Source organism: Burkholderia torrens (assembly GCF_984668525.1).
The window spans coordinates 756,047-771,885 of the sequence record NZ_OZ480211.1 but is presented as its reverse complement, the minus strand read 5'-3'; the positions used below and the strand labels follow the sequence as shown (position 1 = coordinate 771,885).

Annotated in this window: 15 protein-coding genes; 11 read left to right on the top strand and 4 right to left on the bottom strand. The window is 67.7% G+C overall.

The window, feature by feature from the left end; translation table 11 throughout:
* Nucleotides 1–11 precede the first annotated feature (11 nt).
* Together AC5LXX_RS03530 and AC5LXX_RS03525 are read left to right on the top strand one after the other, a co-directional pair.
* Nucleotides 12–2,015, top strand: coding sequence for a capsule polysaccharide biogenesis protein (locus AC5LXX_RS03530; RefSeq protein WP_493410486.1), 2,004 nt, complete (start codon nt 12–14; stop codon nt 2,013–2,015).
* Between the two features lie 234 nt (nt 2,016–2,249).
* The gene (locus AC5LXX_RS03525; protein ID WP_493410485.1) at nt 2,250–3,062 is read left to right on the top strand and encodes a mechanosensitive ion channel family protein; all 813 of its coding nucleotides are present in this window, start codon (nt 2,250–2,252) and stop codon (nt 3,060–3,062) included.
* Between the two features lie 84 nt (nt 3,063–3,146).
* Here the strand turns inward: AC5LXX_RS03525 and AC5LXX_RS03520 are convergent, their stop codons facing one another.
* Nucleotides 3,147–3,830 (bottom strand): DedA family protein, encoded by a 684-nt coding sequence (locus AC5LXX_RS03520; protein ID WP_493410484.1) that lies wholly within the window; start codon nt 3,828–3,830, stop codon nt 3,147–3,149.
* 184 nt (nt 3,831–4,014) lie between these two features.
* Between AC5LXX_RS03520 and mutL the strand changes: the two genes are divergently transcribed.
* Both mutL and miaA read left to right on the top strand, forming a co-directional pair.
* Nucleotides 4,015–6,012 (top strand): DNA mismatch repair endonuclease MutL, encoded by a 1,998-nt coding sequence (gene mutL / locus AC5LXX_RS03515; RefSeq protein ID WP_493410483.1) that lies wholly within the window; start codon nt 4,015–4,017, stop codon nt 6,010–6,012.
* Nucleotides 6,009–6,986 (top strand): tRNA (adenosine(37)-N6)-dimethylallyltransferase MiaA, encoded by a 978-nt coding sequence (gene miaA, locus AC5LXX_RS03510; RefSeq protein WP_493410482.1) that lies wholly within the window; start codon nt 6,009–6,011, stop codon nt 6,984–6,986. The genes mutL and miaA overlap by 4 nt, the downstream gene beginning before the upstream one ends.
* 5 nt (nt 6,987–6,991) lie before the next feature.
* Here miaA and tetR read toward each other — a convergent pair whose 3' ends face one another.
* Complete coding sequence (tetR, locus tag AC5LXX_RS03505; RefSeq protein WP_493411081.1) at nt 6,992–7,624, bottom strand: tetracycline resistance transcriptional repressor TetR; 633 nt, start codon at nt 7,622–7,624, stop codon at nt 6,992–6,994.
* Between the two features lie 62 nt (nt 7,625–7,686).
* Here tetR and tet(64) point away from each other — a divergent pair, with 62 nt between their 5' ends.
* Complete coding sequence (gene tet(64) / locus AC5LXX_RS03500) at nt 7,687–8,880, top strand: tetracycline efflux MFS transporter Tet(64) (protein ID WP_493410481.1); 1,194 nt, start codon at nt 7,687–7,689, stop codon at nt 8,878–8,880.
* Nucleotides 8,881–8,917: 37 nt separating this feature from the next.
* On the opposite strand, the gene AC5LXX_RS03495 is transcribed toward tet(64), so the two are convergent.
* Nucleotides 8,918–9,313, bottom strand: coding sequence for a YybH family protein (locus AC5LXX_RS03495; RefSeq protein WP_493410480.1), 396 nt, complete (start codon nt 9,311–9,313; stop codon nt 8,918–8,920).
* A 110-nt stretch (nt 9,314–9,423) separates the two neighbouring features.
* Nucleotides 9,424–10,479 carry a phosphoribosylformylglycinamidine cyclo-ligase gene (gene purM, locus AC5LXX_RS03490; RefSeq protein WP_006484927.1) on the bottom strand — a complete coding sequence of 352 codons (1,056 nt, stop codon included), beginning with the start codon at nt 10,477–10,479 and terminating at the stop codon, nt 9,424–9,426.
* 250 nt (nt 10,480–10,729) lie between these two features.
* Here purM and hda point away from each other — a divergent pair, with 250 nt between their 5' ends.
* From hda to panB, 6 genes are read left to right on the top strand one after another with little or no spacing between them, the layout of a single operon-like run.
* The gene (gene hda, locus AC5LXX_RS03485) at nt 10,730–11,464 is read left to right on the top strand and encodes a DnaA regulatory inactivator Hda (RefSeq protein WP_059235994.1); all 735 of its coding nucleotides are present in this window, start codon (nt 10,730–10,732) and stop codon (nt 11,462–11,464) included.
* An 11-nt stretch (nt 11,465–11,475) separates the two neighbouring features.
* Nucleotides 11,476–12,153 carry a histidinol-phosphatase gene (locus AC5LXX_RS03480; RefSeq protein WP_493410479.1) on the top strand — a complete coding sequence of 226 codons (678 nt, stop codon included), beginning with the start codon at nt 11,476–11,478 and terminating at the stop codon, nt 12,151–12,153.
* 5 nt (nt 12,154–12,158) lie between these two features.
* Nucleotides 12,159–13,697: a polynucleotide adenylyltransferase PcnB gene (gene pcnB, locus AC5LXX_RS03475; protein WP_493410478.1), complete on the top strand. Its 1,539-nt coding sequence runs from the start codon at nt 12,159–12,161 to the stop codon at nt 13,695–13,697.
* Nucleotides 13,698–13,732: 35 nt separating this feature from the next.
* A complete protein-coding gene (gene folK, locus AC5LXX_RS03470) occupies nt 13,733–14,275 on the top strand; it encodes a 2-amino-4-hydroxy-6-hydroxymethyldihydropteridine diphosphokinase (RefSeq protein WP_124449369.1) in 543 nt (180 codons plus the stop codon).
* Complete coding sequence (locus AC5LXX_RS03465) at nt 14,272–14,958, top strand: deoxynucleoside kinase (RefSeq protein WP_124449371.1); 687 nt, start codon at nt 14,272–14,274, stop codon at nt 14,956–14,958. Before folK ends, AC5LXX_RS03465 begins: the two co-directional genes overlap by 4 nt.
* 44 nt (nt 14,959–15,002) lie before the next feature.
* Nucleotides 15,003–15,818, top strand: coding sequence for a 3-methyl-2-oxobutanoate hydroxymethyltransferase (gene panB, locus AC5LXX_RS03460; RefSeq protein WP_124449373.1), 816 nt, complete (start codon nt 15,003–15,005; stop codon nt 15,816–15,818).
* Nucleotides 15,819–15,839: the final 21 nt, after the last annotated feature.

Below are 15,839 nucleotides of genomic sequence, written 5' to 3'. Positions count from 1 at the left end.
CTGAGTCCTCGATGACGCCCGAAATCCAGCCATTCGACGCAACCTCCATTGTGCCCGGCAAGCGTAGAGGCAACTGGCCGACCGGAAAATCACCGTTCGTGTGGGTCGATTCGCGGCTCGGCGCCGCATTTGCCCGAACTTCCGTATCGCTCGGACGTACCGTCTACCCGGTCTGCCCCGGCCCCGTCTTCGTCCGGCACGCGCCGCCTCTTTCGTGGTTCCGCATTCCGCCGGATCTGATTGCTCGTGGCGGGCTTGTCGCCGCACTCGATCGCGTGCTCCGGAACTCGCTCGGCACCGACGCGGACGCGCAATGTCGGGACCTGATTCACCGAGTGCTCGAAAGCGACGCGTTGCACGTCCGGCACCGGGTGGCTGAATTGCCTGAGGCATGGCACGCGTCCGGCCGCGACAAGCGCATCGTGCTGATAGACGAAAGAGAAACGTCGCATTCCGACACCTGCACGCCGGCCGGGCACCGCCGCAGAAATTTTGCTGCGATGGCAGATGCAGCGCATATCGCACACCCCGACGCCCACTTGTGGATCTTGCGCTCCGCCGATGCAGGTGCCGGCGATTGGCTGTCGAACAAGATGCAACTGCCTGAAAATGCTCGAGTCCTCGACGTTGCGCATTCCCTGCGGGACATTCTTCGACAAGCCGACGCCGTCTATGTCGTCGGTGCGTCCGAAGGGATGGCCGCACTTCTGGCCGGCGTGCCGGTTCATGTGTTCGGCACGCCGTATTACGCCGGCTGGGGATTGACGCAGGATCGCACGGTGATGCCGGATCGTCGTGCGCGCCCGTCCGTGCTCGCGTTGTTCGATGCAGCGTTCCTGCAACTCGCGCATTACCTCGACCCGGCACGCGGCACCCAGGGCACGCTAGAAAGCGCCCTCGACTGCATCGAGCTGCAGCATGCCGTCGCCGCCCGCTACAGCGACCTCGAACGGGTAGTCGGCATACGCTTCCAGTGGTGGAAACGTCCGTATGCGACGCCGTACCTGTCGGCAGGAGGCGGGACGTTACGCTGGATAGCGAATCCGCGCGACACCCACACCGACGAGCACGCAGCGATATGGGGTGGACGTTCGGCAGAAGGCCTGCCGGACGGGGCAGCACACGTCCGCATCGAGGATGGTTTCATTCATTCGACAGGGCTCGGGTCCGATATGTCGCCGCCGTGCAGCCAGGTGATCGACCGCCGCGGCCTGTATTTCGACGCGAGTCGCCCCAGCGACCTGACCGTCATTCTCAATCAGGCCACCTTCGACGAACCGGAATTGCGGCGCGCGGCGGCGCTGAGACAGGAGATCGTGCGGCTCGGCCTCACGAAATACAATCTCGGCCGTCAGGCACCGACATGGCGTGTTCCGCAAGGCAAACGTATCGTGCTCGTCGCGGGCCAGGTTGCAGACGATGCATCGATCCGACTGGGAACGGGCACAATAGCCACGTCGGAAGCGTTGTTGCAGGAGGTACGGGCTCGCCGGCCGGACGCATTCATCATTTACAAACCGCATCCGGACGTGCTGTCCGGCAATCGTGCCGGGCTTGTCGACGCAGCGCACCTCGCAGATGTCGTCGACGCGGACGCGGATCTCATTTCGCTGATCGACGTGACGGACGAGTTGCATACGCTGTCGTCACTTGCCGGCTTCGATGCGTTGATGCGCGGGAAGGAAGTCCATACCTACGGCCTGCCCTTTTATGCCGGCTGGGGATTGACGCACGATGCACTGGAGCAACCGTGGCGCGAACGCCGGCTGTCGCTCGACATGCTGACAGCGGGCGTGTTGCTGCGTTACGCGATCTATTGGGACTGGCAGCGCTCGCTGTTCACGACGCCCGAGGCAGTCGTCCGGCAACTCGCGCCGAATGCGGCTCGACCGCTCGAAAAAATTCGCGGCAACCGCGCTCGCCCGCTCGTCAAGGCGATGCGCTGGACGCGCAATGCGATGCGTTATGCCGGTTGGCAGGGACGCCAATATTTTCGCGATCGAATGATGCGTTGACGGCGATCGATACTCGGTCGCCGAATCGTCAGGGACAACCTGTTCGAGCCACTCCAGACGCCATCGGCACGAAACCGACACCCGTCACGGGCAGCACGCACACGCGTCCTGCCCGTTTTTCATTACGTCAATCAATGTAAGGCGGGTTGCCGGCCCGTCACAGGTCAGGTTATAAAAGCGCCACCCATCCCGGTGCATGCGCCGCCCCTTTTCACCCTTGACTTCGGAGAACGCATGATCGATCTCGCCACCGCCCAGCAATTCCTGATGACCCGCGGCCTCGACTTCGGCCTCAACCTCCTCGCCGCGATTGCATTGTGGTTCGTCGGCCGCTGGGCGATCCACATCGCTACCCGCCTGCTCGGCAAGGTCGTCCGCCGCAGCGGCAAGGTCGACCCGACGCTCACCGACTACCTGACTTCCGTCGTCGGCGTGCTGCTGACGATCCTGCTGATCCTCGCGATCCTGCAGATCTTCGGCGTTCAGACCACCTCGTTCGCGGCACTGCTCGCCGGCCTCGGCCTCGCGATCGGCACGGCCTGGGGCGGCCTGCTCGCGCATTTCGCCGCAGGCGTGTTCATGCAGGTGCTGCGTCCGTTCAAGATCGGCGACGTGATCAGCGCGGGCGGCGTCACGGGCACGGTCAAGGAGCTCGGCCTGTTCGGCACGACGATCGTCACGCCGGACAACATCGTCACGATCGTCGGCAACAACAAAATCTTCTCGGACAACATCGCCAACTACAGCGCGACGTCGTACCGCCGTGTCGACCTGACCGCGAAGATCGCCAACGGCGTCGACGCAGTGGACGCGATCAATCGCCTGAAGTCGTCGATCCAGCAGATCCCGAACGTACTGACCACCCCGGCGCCGGACGTCGGCGTGCTGCAGTTCACGCCGGAAGGCCCGCTGCTGTTCGTGCGCCCGTCCGCGGCCCCCGAGCACTACTGGCAGGTGTACTGCGACACCAACCGCGTGATCCTCGAGACGTTCCGCGACGCGCAATACCCGACGCCCGAAACGCCGGTCGCGCATCGCACTGCGTAACAGCATCGACGGACGAAAAAAAAGCGTGGCAGTTCACAACTGCCACGCTTTTTTACTGCCGCAAGGAAATGGAACCGCGCGTGCTCAGCGCCCACCCGCCTTCGGCACATTGTCCGACTGCTTCCGGCGCACCAGCTTCCACGCCGCGCCGAGCGCGACCGGCACGATCGCCGCGCCGATCCCGACCAGCACGATCACGTTCAGGTACTGGCGGATGAACGGGATGTTGCCGAAGAAATAGCCGAGCAGCACGAGCAGCAGCACCCAGACCAGCGCACCGATCACGTTGAAGAGCTGGAAGCGCACGGCGCTCATCGACGACGCGCCCGCGACGAACGGCGCGAACGTGCGCACGACCGGGATGAAGCGTGCGAGCACGATCGTCTTGCCGCCGTGCTTGTCGTAGAACGAGTGGGTCTTCTGCAGCGCGGCGCGGTCGAGGAAGCGCTCGAGCACCGGGATATGCGTATTGAACACCTTCGGGCCGACCCAGCGGCCGATCAGGTAGTTCACGGTGTTGCCGGAAATCGCCGCGACGAGCAGCAGGACGATCAGCGCGCCGACGTTCATTTCGCCGCTCGCCGCGAACGCGCCGCCGATGAACAGCAGCGAATCGCCCGGCAGGAACGGGAACACGACGAGCCCCGTCTCGCAGAGCACGATCAGGAACAGCACGAGATAGACCCACGCACCGTACTGCCGGATGAAATCGCCGAGGAAGGCGTCGATATGCAGGACAAGGTTGACGAAATGAAGCAGCGTATCCAAATGCGATTCCCTCGAAGGCGATAGGGCCGGAACGGCCGGAACAGGCCAGAGATGGCGGAGGCGCCCGCCAGCCAAGGCGGCGCGCGCATTGGCGTGATGATACCGAAACTACCTTAAGGCTCCGTGAAAAAACGTAACGGTTCGCCGCCCCGGCACGCGGGCGCGGCCTCGCTATAATTCGGCCATGTCCGATATCACCGAAACGGCCGCGGGCGCCGCGCCCGCCCCCGCTCCGCGCCCGCTGCGCGCGATCCAGCCCCTGCCCGACCAGCTGATCAGCCAGATCGCTGCGGGCGAGGTCGTCGAACGCCCGGCGTCGGTCGTGAAGGAGCTGCTCGAGAACGCGATGGACGCCGGCGCGACGTCGCTGCGCATCGTGCTGGAAGAAGGCGGCGTGAAGCGCATCTCGATCACCGACGACGGTTGCGGGATCCCGCCCGACGAGCTGGCGCTCGCGCTGATGCGCCACGCGACCAGCAAGATCCGCTCGCTCGAGGAGCTCGAAGCGGTCGCGACACTCGGGTTTCGCGGCGAAGCGCTCGCGTCGATCGCGTCGGTCGCCGAGATGTCGATCACGAGCCGGACGGCCGACGCCGCACACGCGATGAAGATCGATGCGCAGACGGGCGTGCTGTCGCCCGCCGCCGGCTCGGTCGGCACGACGATCGAGGTGCGCGAGCTGTACTTCAACACGCCCGCGCGGCGCAAGTTCCTGAAGAGCGAGCAGACGGAGTTCGGTCACTGCCTGGAAATGATCCGCCGCGCGGCGCTCGCGCGGCCGGACGTCGCGATCTCGGTGCTGCACAACGGCAAGGCCGTCGAGCACTGGAACGCGACCGAGCCCGCGCAGCGCGTCGCGAAGATCCTCGGCGACAGCTTCGCGACCGCGCACCTGCCGCTCGACGAACAGGCCGGCCCGCTGGCGGTCTACGGCTGCGCCGGGCTGCCGACCGCGAGCCGCGGGCGCGCCGACCAGCAGTATTTCTTCGTCAACGGCCGCTTCGTGCGCGACAAGCTGCTGACGCACGCGGTGCGCGCGGCCTACGAGGACGTGCTGCACGGCGACCGCTACCCGTCGTACGTGCTGTTCCTCGACCTGCCGCCCGAAGCCGTCGACGTGAACGTGCATCCGTCGAAGATCGAGGTGCGCTTCCGCGATTCGCGCTCGATCCACCAGTACGTGTTCCATGCGGTCCAGCGCGCGCTCGCGCGCCACGCGGGCGCGTCGCCGGAAACCACGGCAGGCGGCCATGCCGCGCATCTCGAACCCGCGCCGCGCGGGCCGTCGTCGTTCCTGGACACGCCGCTCGGGCAGAGCCAGGGCCACGCGACCGGGACCGGCGGCGTGGGCGGCGGCGGCTTCTCGTCGCCGTCGTCCTCGTCGTCGGGCAACACCTGGATGCGCCAGGCGCGGATGACGCAGGGCACGCTGCCCGTCGCGCAGCCGCTCGCGCTCTACGACGCGCTGTTCGGCCGCAAGGATACGGGCGCCGGCACGCCGGACGGCACGACGACCGTCGCACGCGATGGGTCCGACGCCCCGATCGCACCGCTGCCGGGCTTCACCGCATCGGCGATCGCGGCCACCGCGCACGACGAGCAGCCGCTCGGCTTCGCGCTCGGCCAGATCCACGGCATCTACGTGCTCGCGCAGAACGCGCACGGCCTCGTGATCGTCGACATGCATGCGGCGCACGAGCGGATCCTGTACGAGCAGTTCAAGAACGCGCTCGCGGATCGCACGGTCGCCGTGCAGTCGCTGTTGCTGCCGGTGTCGATGACGGCCACGCCGGTCGAGATCGGCACGGTCGAGGAAGAACGCGACACGCTCGAATCGCTCGGCTTCGACCTCGCGGTGCTGTCGCCGACGACGCTCGCGATCCGCGCGGTGCCGGCGCTGCTGAAGGACGCCGACCTGCAATCGCTCGCGCGCGCGGTGCTCGCCGACCTGCACGCGTTCGGCGGCTCGCGCGTGCTCACCGAGCGCCAGCACGAACTGCTCGGCACACTTGCTTGCCATCACGCGGTGCGCGCGAACCGGCGCCTGACGCTCGACGAGATGAACGCGTTGCTGCGCCAGATGGAGGCGACCGAACGCGCGGACCAGTGCAATCACGGCCGGCCGACCTGGTATCAGCTCACGCTGAACGATCTCGACCGTCTCTTCATGCGCGGGCAATGAGCGCTTCTTCGCAGTCCAGCCCGACGACGATCGCCTGCCTGCTCGGCCCCACCGCTTCGGGCAAGACGGCCGCGGCGCTGGCGCTCGCCGCGCGCCGCCCGATCGAGATCGTCAGCGTCGATTCGGCGCTCGTCTACCGCGACATGGATATCGGTACCGCGAAACCGTCGCGCGAAGAACGCGCGAGCGTGCCGCACCACCTGATCGACATCATCGACCCGGCCGACGCGTATTCGGCCGCGGAATTCCGCACGGACACGCTGCGCCTGGTCGGCGAGATCATCGCGCGCGGCCGCACGCCGCTGCTCGCCGGCGGCACGATGCTGTACTACAAGGCGCTGACGCAGGGGCTCAACGACCTGCCCGGCGCCGATCCGGACGTGCGCGCGACGCTCGATGCCGACGCCGCGCGCGACGGCTGGCCCGCGCTGCATGCACGGCTCGCGCAGGTCGATCCCGACACGGCCGCGCGGCTTGCGCCGAACGATTCGCAGCGGATCCAGCGCGCGCTCGAGATCTTCATGCTGACCGGGCAGCCGATGTCGGTGCTGCTCGCCGCGCCGCGCCGCATCGACGACGCGGCCGCCGCGTACCGCTTCGTGCCGGTCGCGCTCGAACCGTCGGATCGCGCGGTGCTGCACGCCCGGATCGCGCAGCGCTTCGACGCGATGCTCGACGCGGGCTTCATCGACGAAGTCGAACGGCTGCGCCGCCGCGAGGATCTCCATCCCGACCTGCCGTCGATGCGTTGCGTCGGCTACCGGCAGGCGTGGGAATTCCTCGACGGCGACACCGACTACCGGACGATGCGCGACAAGGGCATCTTCGCGACGCGCCAGCTCTGCAAGCGCCAGATCACGTGGCTGCGCGCGATGCCGGAGCGGATCGTCGTCGACTGCATCGCGCCGGACTCGACGGCCCGCGCGCTCGATGCGCTTGAGCGCGTCCTCGACGGCGGTACGCCGGGTAGCTGAACGCGTCAGCCCGCGTGACGCGCCGCGAGGCGCGCACGCGCGCCGTCGACGATCCACGCGATGCCGCGCTCGAATGCTTCGTCGCCGCTGCATTCGCGCAGCACGGCCCAGCCCTTCGCGAGCAGCGGATACTCGGCCGCATCCGGCAGCGACGCGTCGGCGTCGCCGTCCGGTGCCGCCTGCTCCTCCAGCACCCAGCCGACCACGAAGCGGCCGATCGCCACCATCACGTCGACCGCTTCGTCCGGCGTGAAGCCGGCCTCACCCAGCAGCGCGACCTTGCGCTCGATCGAACTGAAATGCAGCGCGCGCGGCCGCGTCCCGGCATGCAGGCGTGCGCCGTCACGATAGGCCAGCAGCGCGCGGCGGAAACTGCGCGCGTTCTCCGCGAGCCACGCATCCCACACATCGCCCGGCCGCGGCAGCGACCCGTCGTGGCGTTCGAGCATGATCGCCTCGGCCATCGCGTCGAGCAGCTCGGCCTTGTTCCTGAAATGCCAGTACAGCGTCGGCGACTGCACGCCGAGCCGCTCGGCGAGCCGCCGCGTCGACAGTCCATCGATCCCCACTTCATCCAGCAGGTCGAGCGCCGCGCGCAATACCGTGTCGCGCGTCAGTCGCGTCCCCGTGTCCTTCATCTCTATCACCGATAGGGAAACCATGGAATAATCATCACTCTATCATCGATAGAGTCACCCTCTTGAATCCATCCCTGATTGCCATCCTGGCCACGGTCCTGCTCGACGCGATCGGCGTCGGGATCGTGATGCCGATCCTGCCCGGGCTGCTGCGCTCGCTCGCCGGCGCGGGCAGCACCGATACCCACTACGGAATCCTGCTCGCGCTGTACGCGTTCGCACAGTTCCTGTGCGCGCCGCTGCTCGGCGCGCTGAGTGACCGCTTCGGCCGCCGCCCCGTGCTGCTCGCGTCGCTCGCGGGCGCCGCGCTCGACTACCTGCTGATGGCGCTCGCACCGACGCTCGCGTGGCTTTACGTCGGGCGGCTGGTCGCGGGCATCACCGGCGCGAACGTCGCGGTCGCGACCGCCTATGTGACCGACGTGACGGCCGAGCCCGACCGCGCACGGCGCTTCGGCCAGCTCGGCGCGATGATGGGCATCGGCTTCATCGCCGGCCCGCTGATCGGCGGGCTGCTCGGCGCGCTGCACCTGCGCGCACCATTCGTCGCGGCCGCGCTGCTCAATGCGCTCAATCTCGTGCTGGTCTGGCGCGCGCTGCCGGAATCACGGCCGCCTTCGGCCCGCGAAGGCCGCGCGGTCGGCGCACTCAACCCGTTCGCGAGCCTGCGCCGGCTGAGCGGCACGCCCGCGCTCGTGCCGCTGATCGGCATCTACGTGATCGTGGCGCTCGTGTCGCAAGCGCCCGCGACGCTGTGGATCCTGTATGGCCAGGAACATTTCGGCTGGTCGACGCCGGTCGCGGGGCTGTCGCTCGCCGGCTACGGCGCATGCCACGCGCTTGCGCAGGCGTTCGCGATCGGGCCGCTGATCGCGCGGCTCGGCGAGCGCCGCGCGCTCGCGCTGGGCCTCGCGGGCGACGCGCTCGGGCTCGCGGTGATCGCGTTCGCGACCGCCGCCTGGGTGCCGTTCGCGCTGCTGCCGCTGTTCGCGGCCGGCGGCATGACGCTGCCGGCGTTGCAGGCGATGCTCGCGCGGCAGGTCGACGATGCGCGCCAGGGCGAGCTGCAAGGCACGCTCGCGAGCGTCGCCAGCCTGATCGGCGTCGCGGGGCCGCTGGTCGTCACCGCAACCTACGCAGCGACGCACGCGACATGGCCGGGGCTCGTATGGGCCGCCGCCGCGTTGCTCTACCTGCTGGTACCGCCATTGCTGGCCGGCACGCGTCCGGCTGGCGCGCCGCGGCCATCGGCATGAGCATCGGCACATACCACCGCTATCCGTGCCGCCGTGCTCAATGCACGAGCGTCACGAGATTCGCGTCGCGCACGAGCTGCCAGCGGCCGTCGGTCTTGCGGAAAATCGTCAGCGTGTGGCCCGACCGGCGGATCATGTCGCCGCCCGGCGGCGTTGCGTCGATCTCGATGAAATTGCGCATGTAGGCCCAGTCACCGATCACGCGCAGTTCGTCGATCCGGTAGCGGCCGTCGACCTTCGGCGCGTGCTCGCCGCCCGCGTTCGCGTCGCGCGACGCGGCCGCGAACGCCGCCTTGTCGAACGGCGGCTTGCCGGCCACCATGAAGATCGCGTCGTCGGCGATCAGGTCGAGCACAGTGGCCAGATCGCCGCGCCGGCTCGACACGAACCAGTTTTCCACGAGCGCGCGGATCGCATGTTCGTCTTCGGTCATCGTCGTCCCTCCTTCATCGGCGCGCGCGCCCATGCCACGCGGCACCCGAAAAAAAAGCCGCCCGGATCAAATCCGGGCGGCTTTCCTTGCTGCATCTGCTGCGGCGGCGGTCAGACCACGACCGTCTGCGCCTCGCCTTCGCGGGTCGCACGCACGGTGCCGATCTTCCACACCTGTTCGCCGGCGGCGGTCAGGTCGGCGATCGCTGCGTCCGCATCGGCCGCCGAGACGATCACGGCCATGCCGATGCCGCAGTTGAACACGCGGTGCATTTCCGCATCGGCGACGCCGCCGTGCTCCTGCAGCCACTTGAACAGCGGCGGCAGCGGCCATGCGTTCTGGTCGAGCTCGGCCGTGAGACCTTCGCGCAGCACGCGCGGGATGTTCTCGACGAGACCGCCGCCCGTGATGTGCGCCATGCCCTTCACCGACAGCTTCTGCATCAGCGCGAGCAGCGGCTTCACGTAGATGCGGGTGGGCGCCATCAGCGCGTCGGCGAGCGAGCGGCCATGGAAATCGGCCGACAGGTCGGGGTTCGCGCGCTCGATGATCTTGCGCACCAGCGAGAAGCCGTTCGAGTGGATGCCGCTCGACGCGAGGCCCAGCACCACGTCGCCTTCGGCGATCGTGCTGCCGTCGATGATCTTGCTCTTCTCGACCGCGCCGACCGCGAAGCCGGCCAGATCGTATTCGCCATCGGGGTACATGCCCGGCATTTCGGCCGTTTCACCGCCGATCAGCGCGCAGCCCGACAGTTCGCACCCTTGCGCGATGCCCTTGACGACCGTGGCGGCCGTATCGACGTCGAGCTTGCCGCACGCGAAGTAGTCGAGGAAGAACAGCGGCTCGGCGCCCTGCACGAGGATGTCGTTCACGCTCATCGCGACCAGATCCTGGCCGACGGTGTCGTGTTTGTTCAGATGAAACGCCAGCTTGAGCTTGGTGCCCACGCCGTCGGTGCCCGATACGAGCACGGGCTCCTTGTACTTCTTCGGCACTTCGAACAGCGCGCCGAACCCGCCGATGCCGCCGAGCACGCCGTCGCGCAGGGTTTTCTTCGCAAAAGGCTTGATCTTGTCGATGAGCGCGTCGCCTGCGTCGATGTCGACACCTGCGTCACGATAGGACAGACCCTGAGCGTCGGGAGCGGATTTCGGAGGATTCATGGGGGAATGCGAGAAGGTCGGTAAAATGCGATTTTACCCGAAGCCGGCCCGTTGGCCGGAATTCCCAGTATCGAATCGTCAGGGATTGCATCTTGGTCGACACGTCCCCGTTTTCCTCGCCGAGCGAACCGCGCCGAAACCCGCGCGGCGCCGTGCGTGCGGCCGCGCGTGTAGCCCACGGATCCGCAGCCCCCGGCGCGCGCCCGGCGTACGGCGCGCGTATTTTCAACCGACCTGCATTGTGACTGTTGTGTCCCGTCAACTGACGCTCGATCTCGGCACGCCGCCGCCCGCCACGTTCGACAACTTCATCATGAACGAGGAGAACGACGAGCTCATCTCGCGCCTGCAGAAGCTCGACCTCGCGCTCGCGGCGGGCCCCGTGCCGGACCGGTCGTTCTACATCTGGGGCGAGCCCGGCAGCGGCCGCACCCACCTGCTGCAGGCGCTCGTGAGCGACGCGTCGTACGGCTATGCGCGCTACCTGACGCCGCAGAGTCCGCTCGGTGCGTTCACGTTCGACCCGCGCATCGGCATCTACGCGATCGACGACTGCGACCGGATGAGCGACACGCAGCAGGTCGCGCTGTTCAACCTGTTCAACGAAGTGCGCGCGCACCCGTCGAGCGCGTTCGTCGCGGCGGGCCCCGCGGCGCCGCTCGCGCTCGACGTGCGCGAGGATCTCCGCACGCGCCTCGGCTGGGGGCTCGTGTTCCACCTGTCGCCGCCGTCCGACGCCGGCAAGATCGCGGTGCTCAAGCTCGCCGCGAAGGAGCGCGGGATCGCGCTCACCGACGATATCGCCGCCTACCTGCTGACCCATTTCCGCCGCGACATGCCGAGCCTGATGGCGCTGCTCGACGCGCTCGACCGCTTCTCGCTCGAGCAAAAACGCGCGGTCACGCTGCCGCTACTGCGCCGGATGCTCGCGCGTCCCGGCGACGACATCACACCACCGGGCACGGGCCCGAACCGCTTCGAGTAAAATGCGCTTCCATGACTAATCTGGCACTCTTTGACCTCGATCACACGCTGATCCCGACCGATAGCGACCACGAATGGGGCCGCTTCATGGTGAAGCTCGGCATCGTCGACGCGGAAAGCTTCTCGCGTCAGAACGACCAGTTCTTCGCCGACTACAAGGCCGGCCAGCTCGACATCCATGCGTACCTGACGGCGATGCTCACGCCGCTCGCGAAGTATTCGCGTGCGCAGCTCGCCGAATGGCACGAGCAGTACATGCACGAGGTGATCCGGCCCGCAATGACGCCCGCCGCACTCGAACTGGTGCGCAAGCACCTCGATGCGGGCGATCTGTGCTGCGTCGTGACGGCGACCAACGAATTCATCACGCGCCCGATCGCGGCCGCGTTCGGCGTCGATACGCTGATCGCGTGCGAGGTCGAGACGACCGACGGGCATCCCGACTCGCCGTACACGGGCCGGCCGACCGGCACGCCGAGCTACCGCGAAGGCAAGATCGTGCGGACCGAAGCATGGCTCGCGTCGCTCGGCAAGCACTGGGACGACTTCGCGCACAGCTATTTCTACAGCGACTCGCACAACGACATCCCGCTGCTCGAGAAAGTCACCGACCCGATCGCGACCAACCCTGACGACACGCTGCGTGCGCATGCAAGCACCCGCGGCTGGCGTATCCTCGATCTCTTCTGAACGTCGTGATCAAAAAATTCATCCGCAAGCTGCTCGGCCAGGACGAAACCGAGCAAACGTCTCCCGCATCGGCCCAGGCCGACGAAGCGGCCCCTGCTGCCCCGCGCGCGCCGAAGGGCGCCCGCGGCGGCGGCGCGAAAAAGCCGCGCAGCAACCATGAGCCGACCGTCGTGCCGGCCAGCGTGCACGGCATCAATCCGGCGCTGATCTCGAGGAACGCCGTGCGCGTGACCGACACGCTGCAGCAGGCGGGCTTTCGTGCGTTCATCGTCGGCGGCGCGGTACGCGACCTGCTGCTCGGCATCGCGCCGAAGGACTTCGACGTCGCGACCGACGCGACGCCGACCGAAGTCCAGCGCCTGTTCCGCCGCGCGCGCCTGATCGGCCGCCGCTTCCAGATCGTCCACGTGCAGTTCGGCCAGGAACTGATCGAGGTGTCGACGTTCCGCGCGCTGGTCGATGCGCCGCCCGAGGCGGCCGCGGCCGAGCCGCCGAAGCGCCTGAAGCGCGACGAACTCGATCGCCGCACGCATGCGGTCGACGCGAGCGGCCGCGTGCTGCGCGACAACGTGTGGGGCGAACAGCATGAAGATGCCGCGCGCCGCGACTTCACGATCAACGCGATGTACTACGACCCGTCGACGCAGACGGTGCTCGACTACCACGACGGGATGGCCGACGTGCGCGCCCGCCTGTTGCGGATGATCGGCGATCCGGCCACGCGCTTCCGCGAGGACCCGGTGCGGATGCTGCGCGTCGTGCGCTTCGCGGCGAAGCTCGGCTTCGAGATCGAGCCGCATACGCGCGAGCCGATCAACGCGCTCGCCGACCTGATCAACAACGTGCCGGCCGCGCGCCTGTTCGACGAAATGCTGAAGCTGCTGCTGTCGGGTCATGCGCTCGCGTGCCTGCAGCGGCTGCGCAAGGAGGGCCTGCACCACGGGCTGCTGCCGCTCCTCGACGTCGTGCTCGAACAGCCGCAGGGCGAGAAGTTCATCACGCTCGCGCTGAACAACACCGACGCGCGCGTGCGCGCCGGCAAGACGGTGTCGCCGGGCTTCCTGTTCGCGACGCTGCTGTGGCACGACATGCGCCAGCGCTTCGAGCAATACACGGCCGAAGGCGAGATTCCGGTGCCGGCGCTCCATCGCGCGATGGACGACGTGCTCGACATGCAGACCGAGAAACTCGCGATCCACAAGCGTTATTCGGCCGACATGCGCGAGATCTGGGGCCTGCAGCTGCGCCTCGAGAAGCGCTCGGGCCGCAGCGCGATGCGGCTGCTGGAACACCAAAGGTTTAGAGCGGGGTATGATTTCCTCCTGTTACGCTGCGAATCCGGCGAGCTCGATGCGGAAGTCGGACAGTGGTGGACGGATTTCATCGAAGGCGACGCGGCTGCTCGCGAGGCATTGCTCACGCAGGGCGGCTCGAAGGAAAAATCGCCCCGCAAGCGGCGCCGCCGCGGTGGTGCGCGAAACCGCCAGCCGGGTGAAGGTGCCGCCGAGCAGGCACCCGATGCCTCGGGCGGTTCCGACGACTGACGCACGCGCCGGCGAACGACGTAGGAAGTGATGCCATGACGGTTGCATATATCGGACTGGGGGCGAATCTCGGCGATGCGCGCCAGACCCTGAAGGACGCGGTGGTGTGCCTCGCGCAGCAGCGCACCATCTCGATCCTCGGCAAGTCGAGCCTGTATCGCACGGCGCCCTTCGAAGCGGGCGGCGACGACTACTACAACTGCGTCGTCAAGCTCGATACGACGCTGTCGGCGCGCGAGCTGCTCGCGCTTTGCCAGAAGATCGAACATCACTTCGGGCGCGAGCGCCCGTATCGCAATGCGCCGCGCACGCTCGACCTCGACATCCTGCTGTTCGGCGCCGATTCGATCGAAGAACCCGACCTGATCGTCCCGCACCCGCGCCTCACCGACCGTGCGTTCGCACTCGTGCCGCTCGTCGAGATCGAGCCGCTGCTCGACATTCCCGCGCGCGGCCGCGCCGACACCTTCCTCGCCGCCGTCGCCGATCAGCGCGTCGAGAAGGTGCAAACCTGCCAGTGCCTGATGCAGAAGGCACTCGCTGCCGGCGAAGACGCCGACAAGACCCGCTGCCGATGAACTCGACTCCGCTGACCGTCACCGCCCCCGACCTGCGCGCCCCGCACCGCTATCTCGTGATCGAAGGCCCGATCGGCGTCGGCAAGACGTCGCTCGCGCGCCTGCTCGCCGAGCGCTGGTCGATGCAGACGCTGCTCGAACGCCCGCAGGACAACCCGTTCCTCGAACGCTTCTATCGCGACACCGCGCGCTACGCGCTGCCCGTGCAGCTGTCGTTCGCGCTGCAGCGCGCGCAGCAGGCGCGCGAGCTGATCGGCGCGCTCGAAACGGGCCGCCCCGTCATCGCCGATTTCATGCCGCAGAAGAACGACATCTTCGCGCGGCTGAACCTGCCGGAAGACGAGTGGCAGCTGTATCGCTCGGTCGCGACGCACGTCGACGTGCCGCAGGCGCCGTCGCCCGACCTCGTCGTCTATCTGCAGGCCAGCCCCGAAGTGCTGTTCTCGCGCATCCAGAAGCGCGGCCTGCCGATGGAGCTGCAGATCAGCGATGCGTACCTGCGCTCGCTCGTCGACGCGTACAACGAGTTCTTCTACCACTACGACCGCACGCCGGTGCTGACGGTCGCAGCCGAACACCTGAACCCGCTGGATTCCCCCGAAGATCTCGCCCTGCTGGTCGAGCGCATCGAGACGATGCGCGGCCGCAAGGAATTCTTCGTCAAGGGCGAGACGACGCGCTGACGCGTCCCGCCTGTCGTTCTTCCCCCATCGACCCGGATTTCCCCATGACCTATCTCCAGGAATCGAGCCGGCCTGCCGTGACGGTCCCCAAGCTGCAGGCAATGCGCGACGCCGGCGAGAAGATCGCGATGCTCACCTGCTACGACGCGAGCTTCTCCGCGCTGCTCGACCGGGCAGGCACCGACGTGCTGCTGATCGGCGATTCGCTCGGCAACGTGCTGCAGGGCCACACGACCACACTGCCCGTGTCGATCGACGACATCGCGTATCACACGGCCTGTGTCGCGCGCGCGCAGCCGCGTGCGCTCGTCGTCGCCGATTTGCCGTTCGGCACGTACGGCACGCCGGCCGAGGCGTTCGCGAACTCGGTCAAGCTGATGCGCGCCGGCGCGCAGATGGTCAAGCTCGAAGGCGGCGAATGGCTCGCCGAAACGATCCGCTTCCTCGTCGAGCGCGCGGTGCCGGTGTGCGCGCACATCGGCCTCACGCCGCAATCGGTGCACGCGTTCGGCGGCTTCAAGGTGCAGGGCAAGACCGAAGCCGGCGCCGCGCAGCTGCTGCGCGATGCGCGCGCGGTCGAGGACGCGGGCGCGCAGCTCGTCGTGCTCGAAGCCGTGCCGACGCTCGTCGCGTCGGAAGTCACGCACATGCTGAAGATTCCGACGATCGGCATCGGCGCGGGCGTCGACTGCTCGGGGCAGGTGCTCGTGCTGCACGACATGCTCGGCGTGTTCCCCGGCAAGCGGCCGCGTTTCGTGAAGGATTTCATGCAGGGCCAGCCGAACATCCAGGCGGCCGTCGAAGCCTACGTGAGCGCGGTGAAGGATCGGTCGTTTCCGGGCCCGGAGCACTCGTTCTGAAGCAGGGCCGGCGGCGCCGTG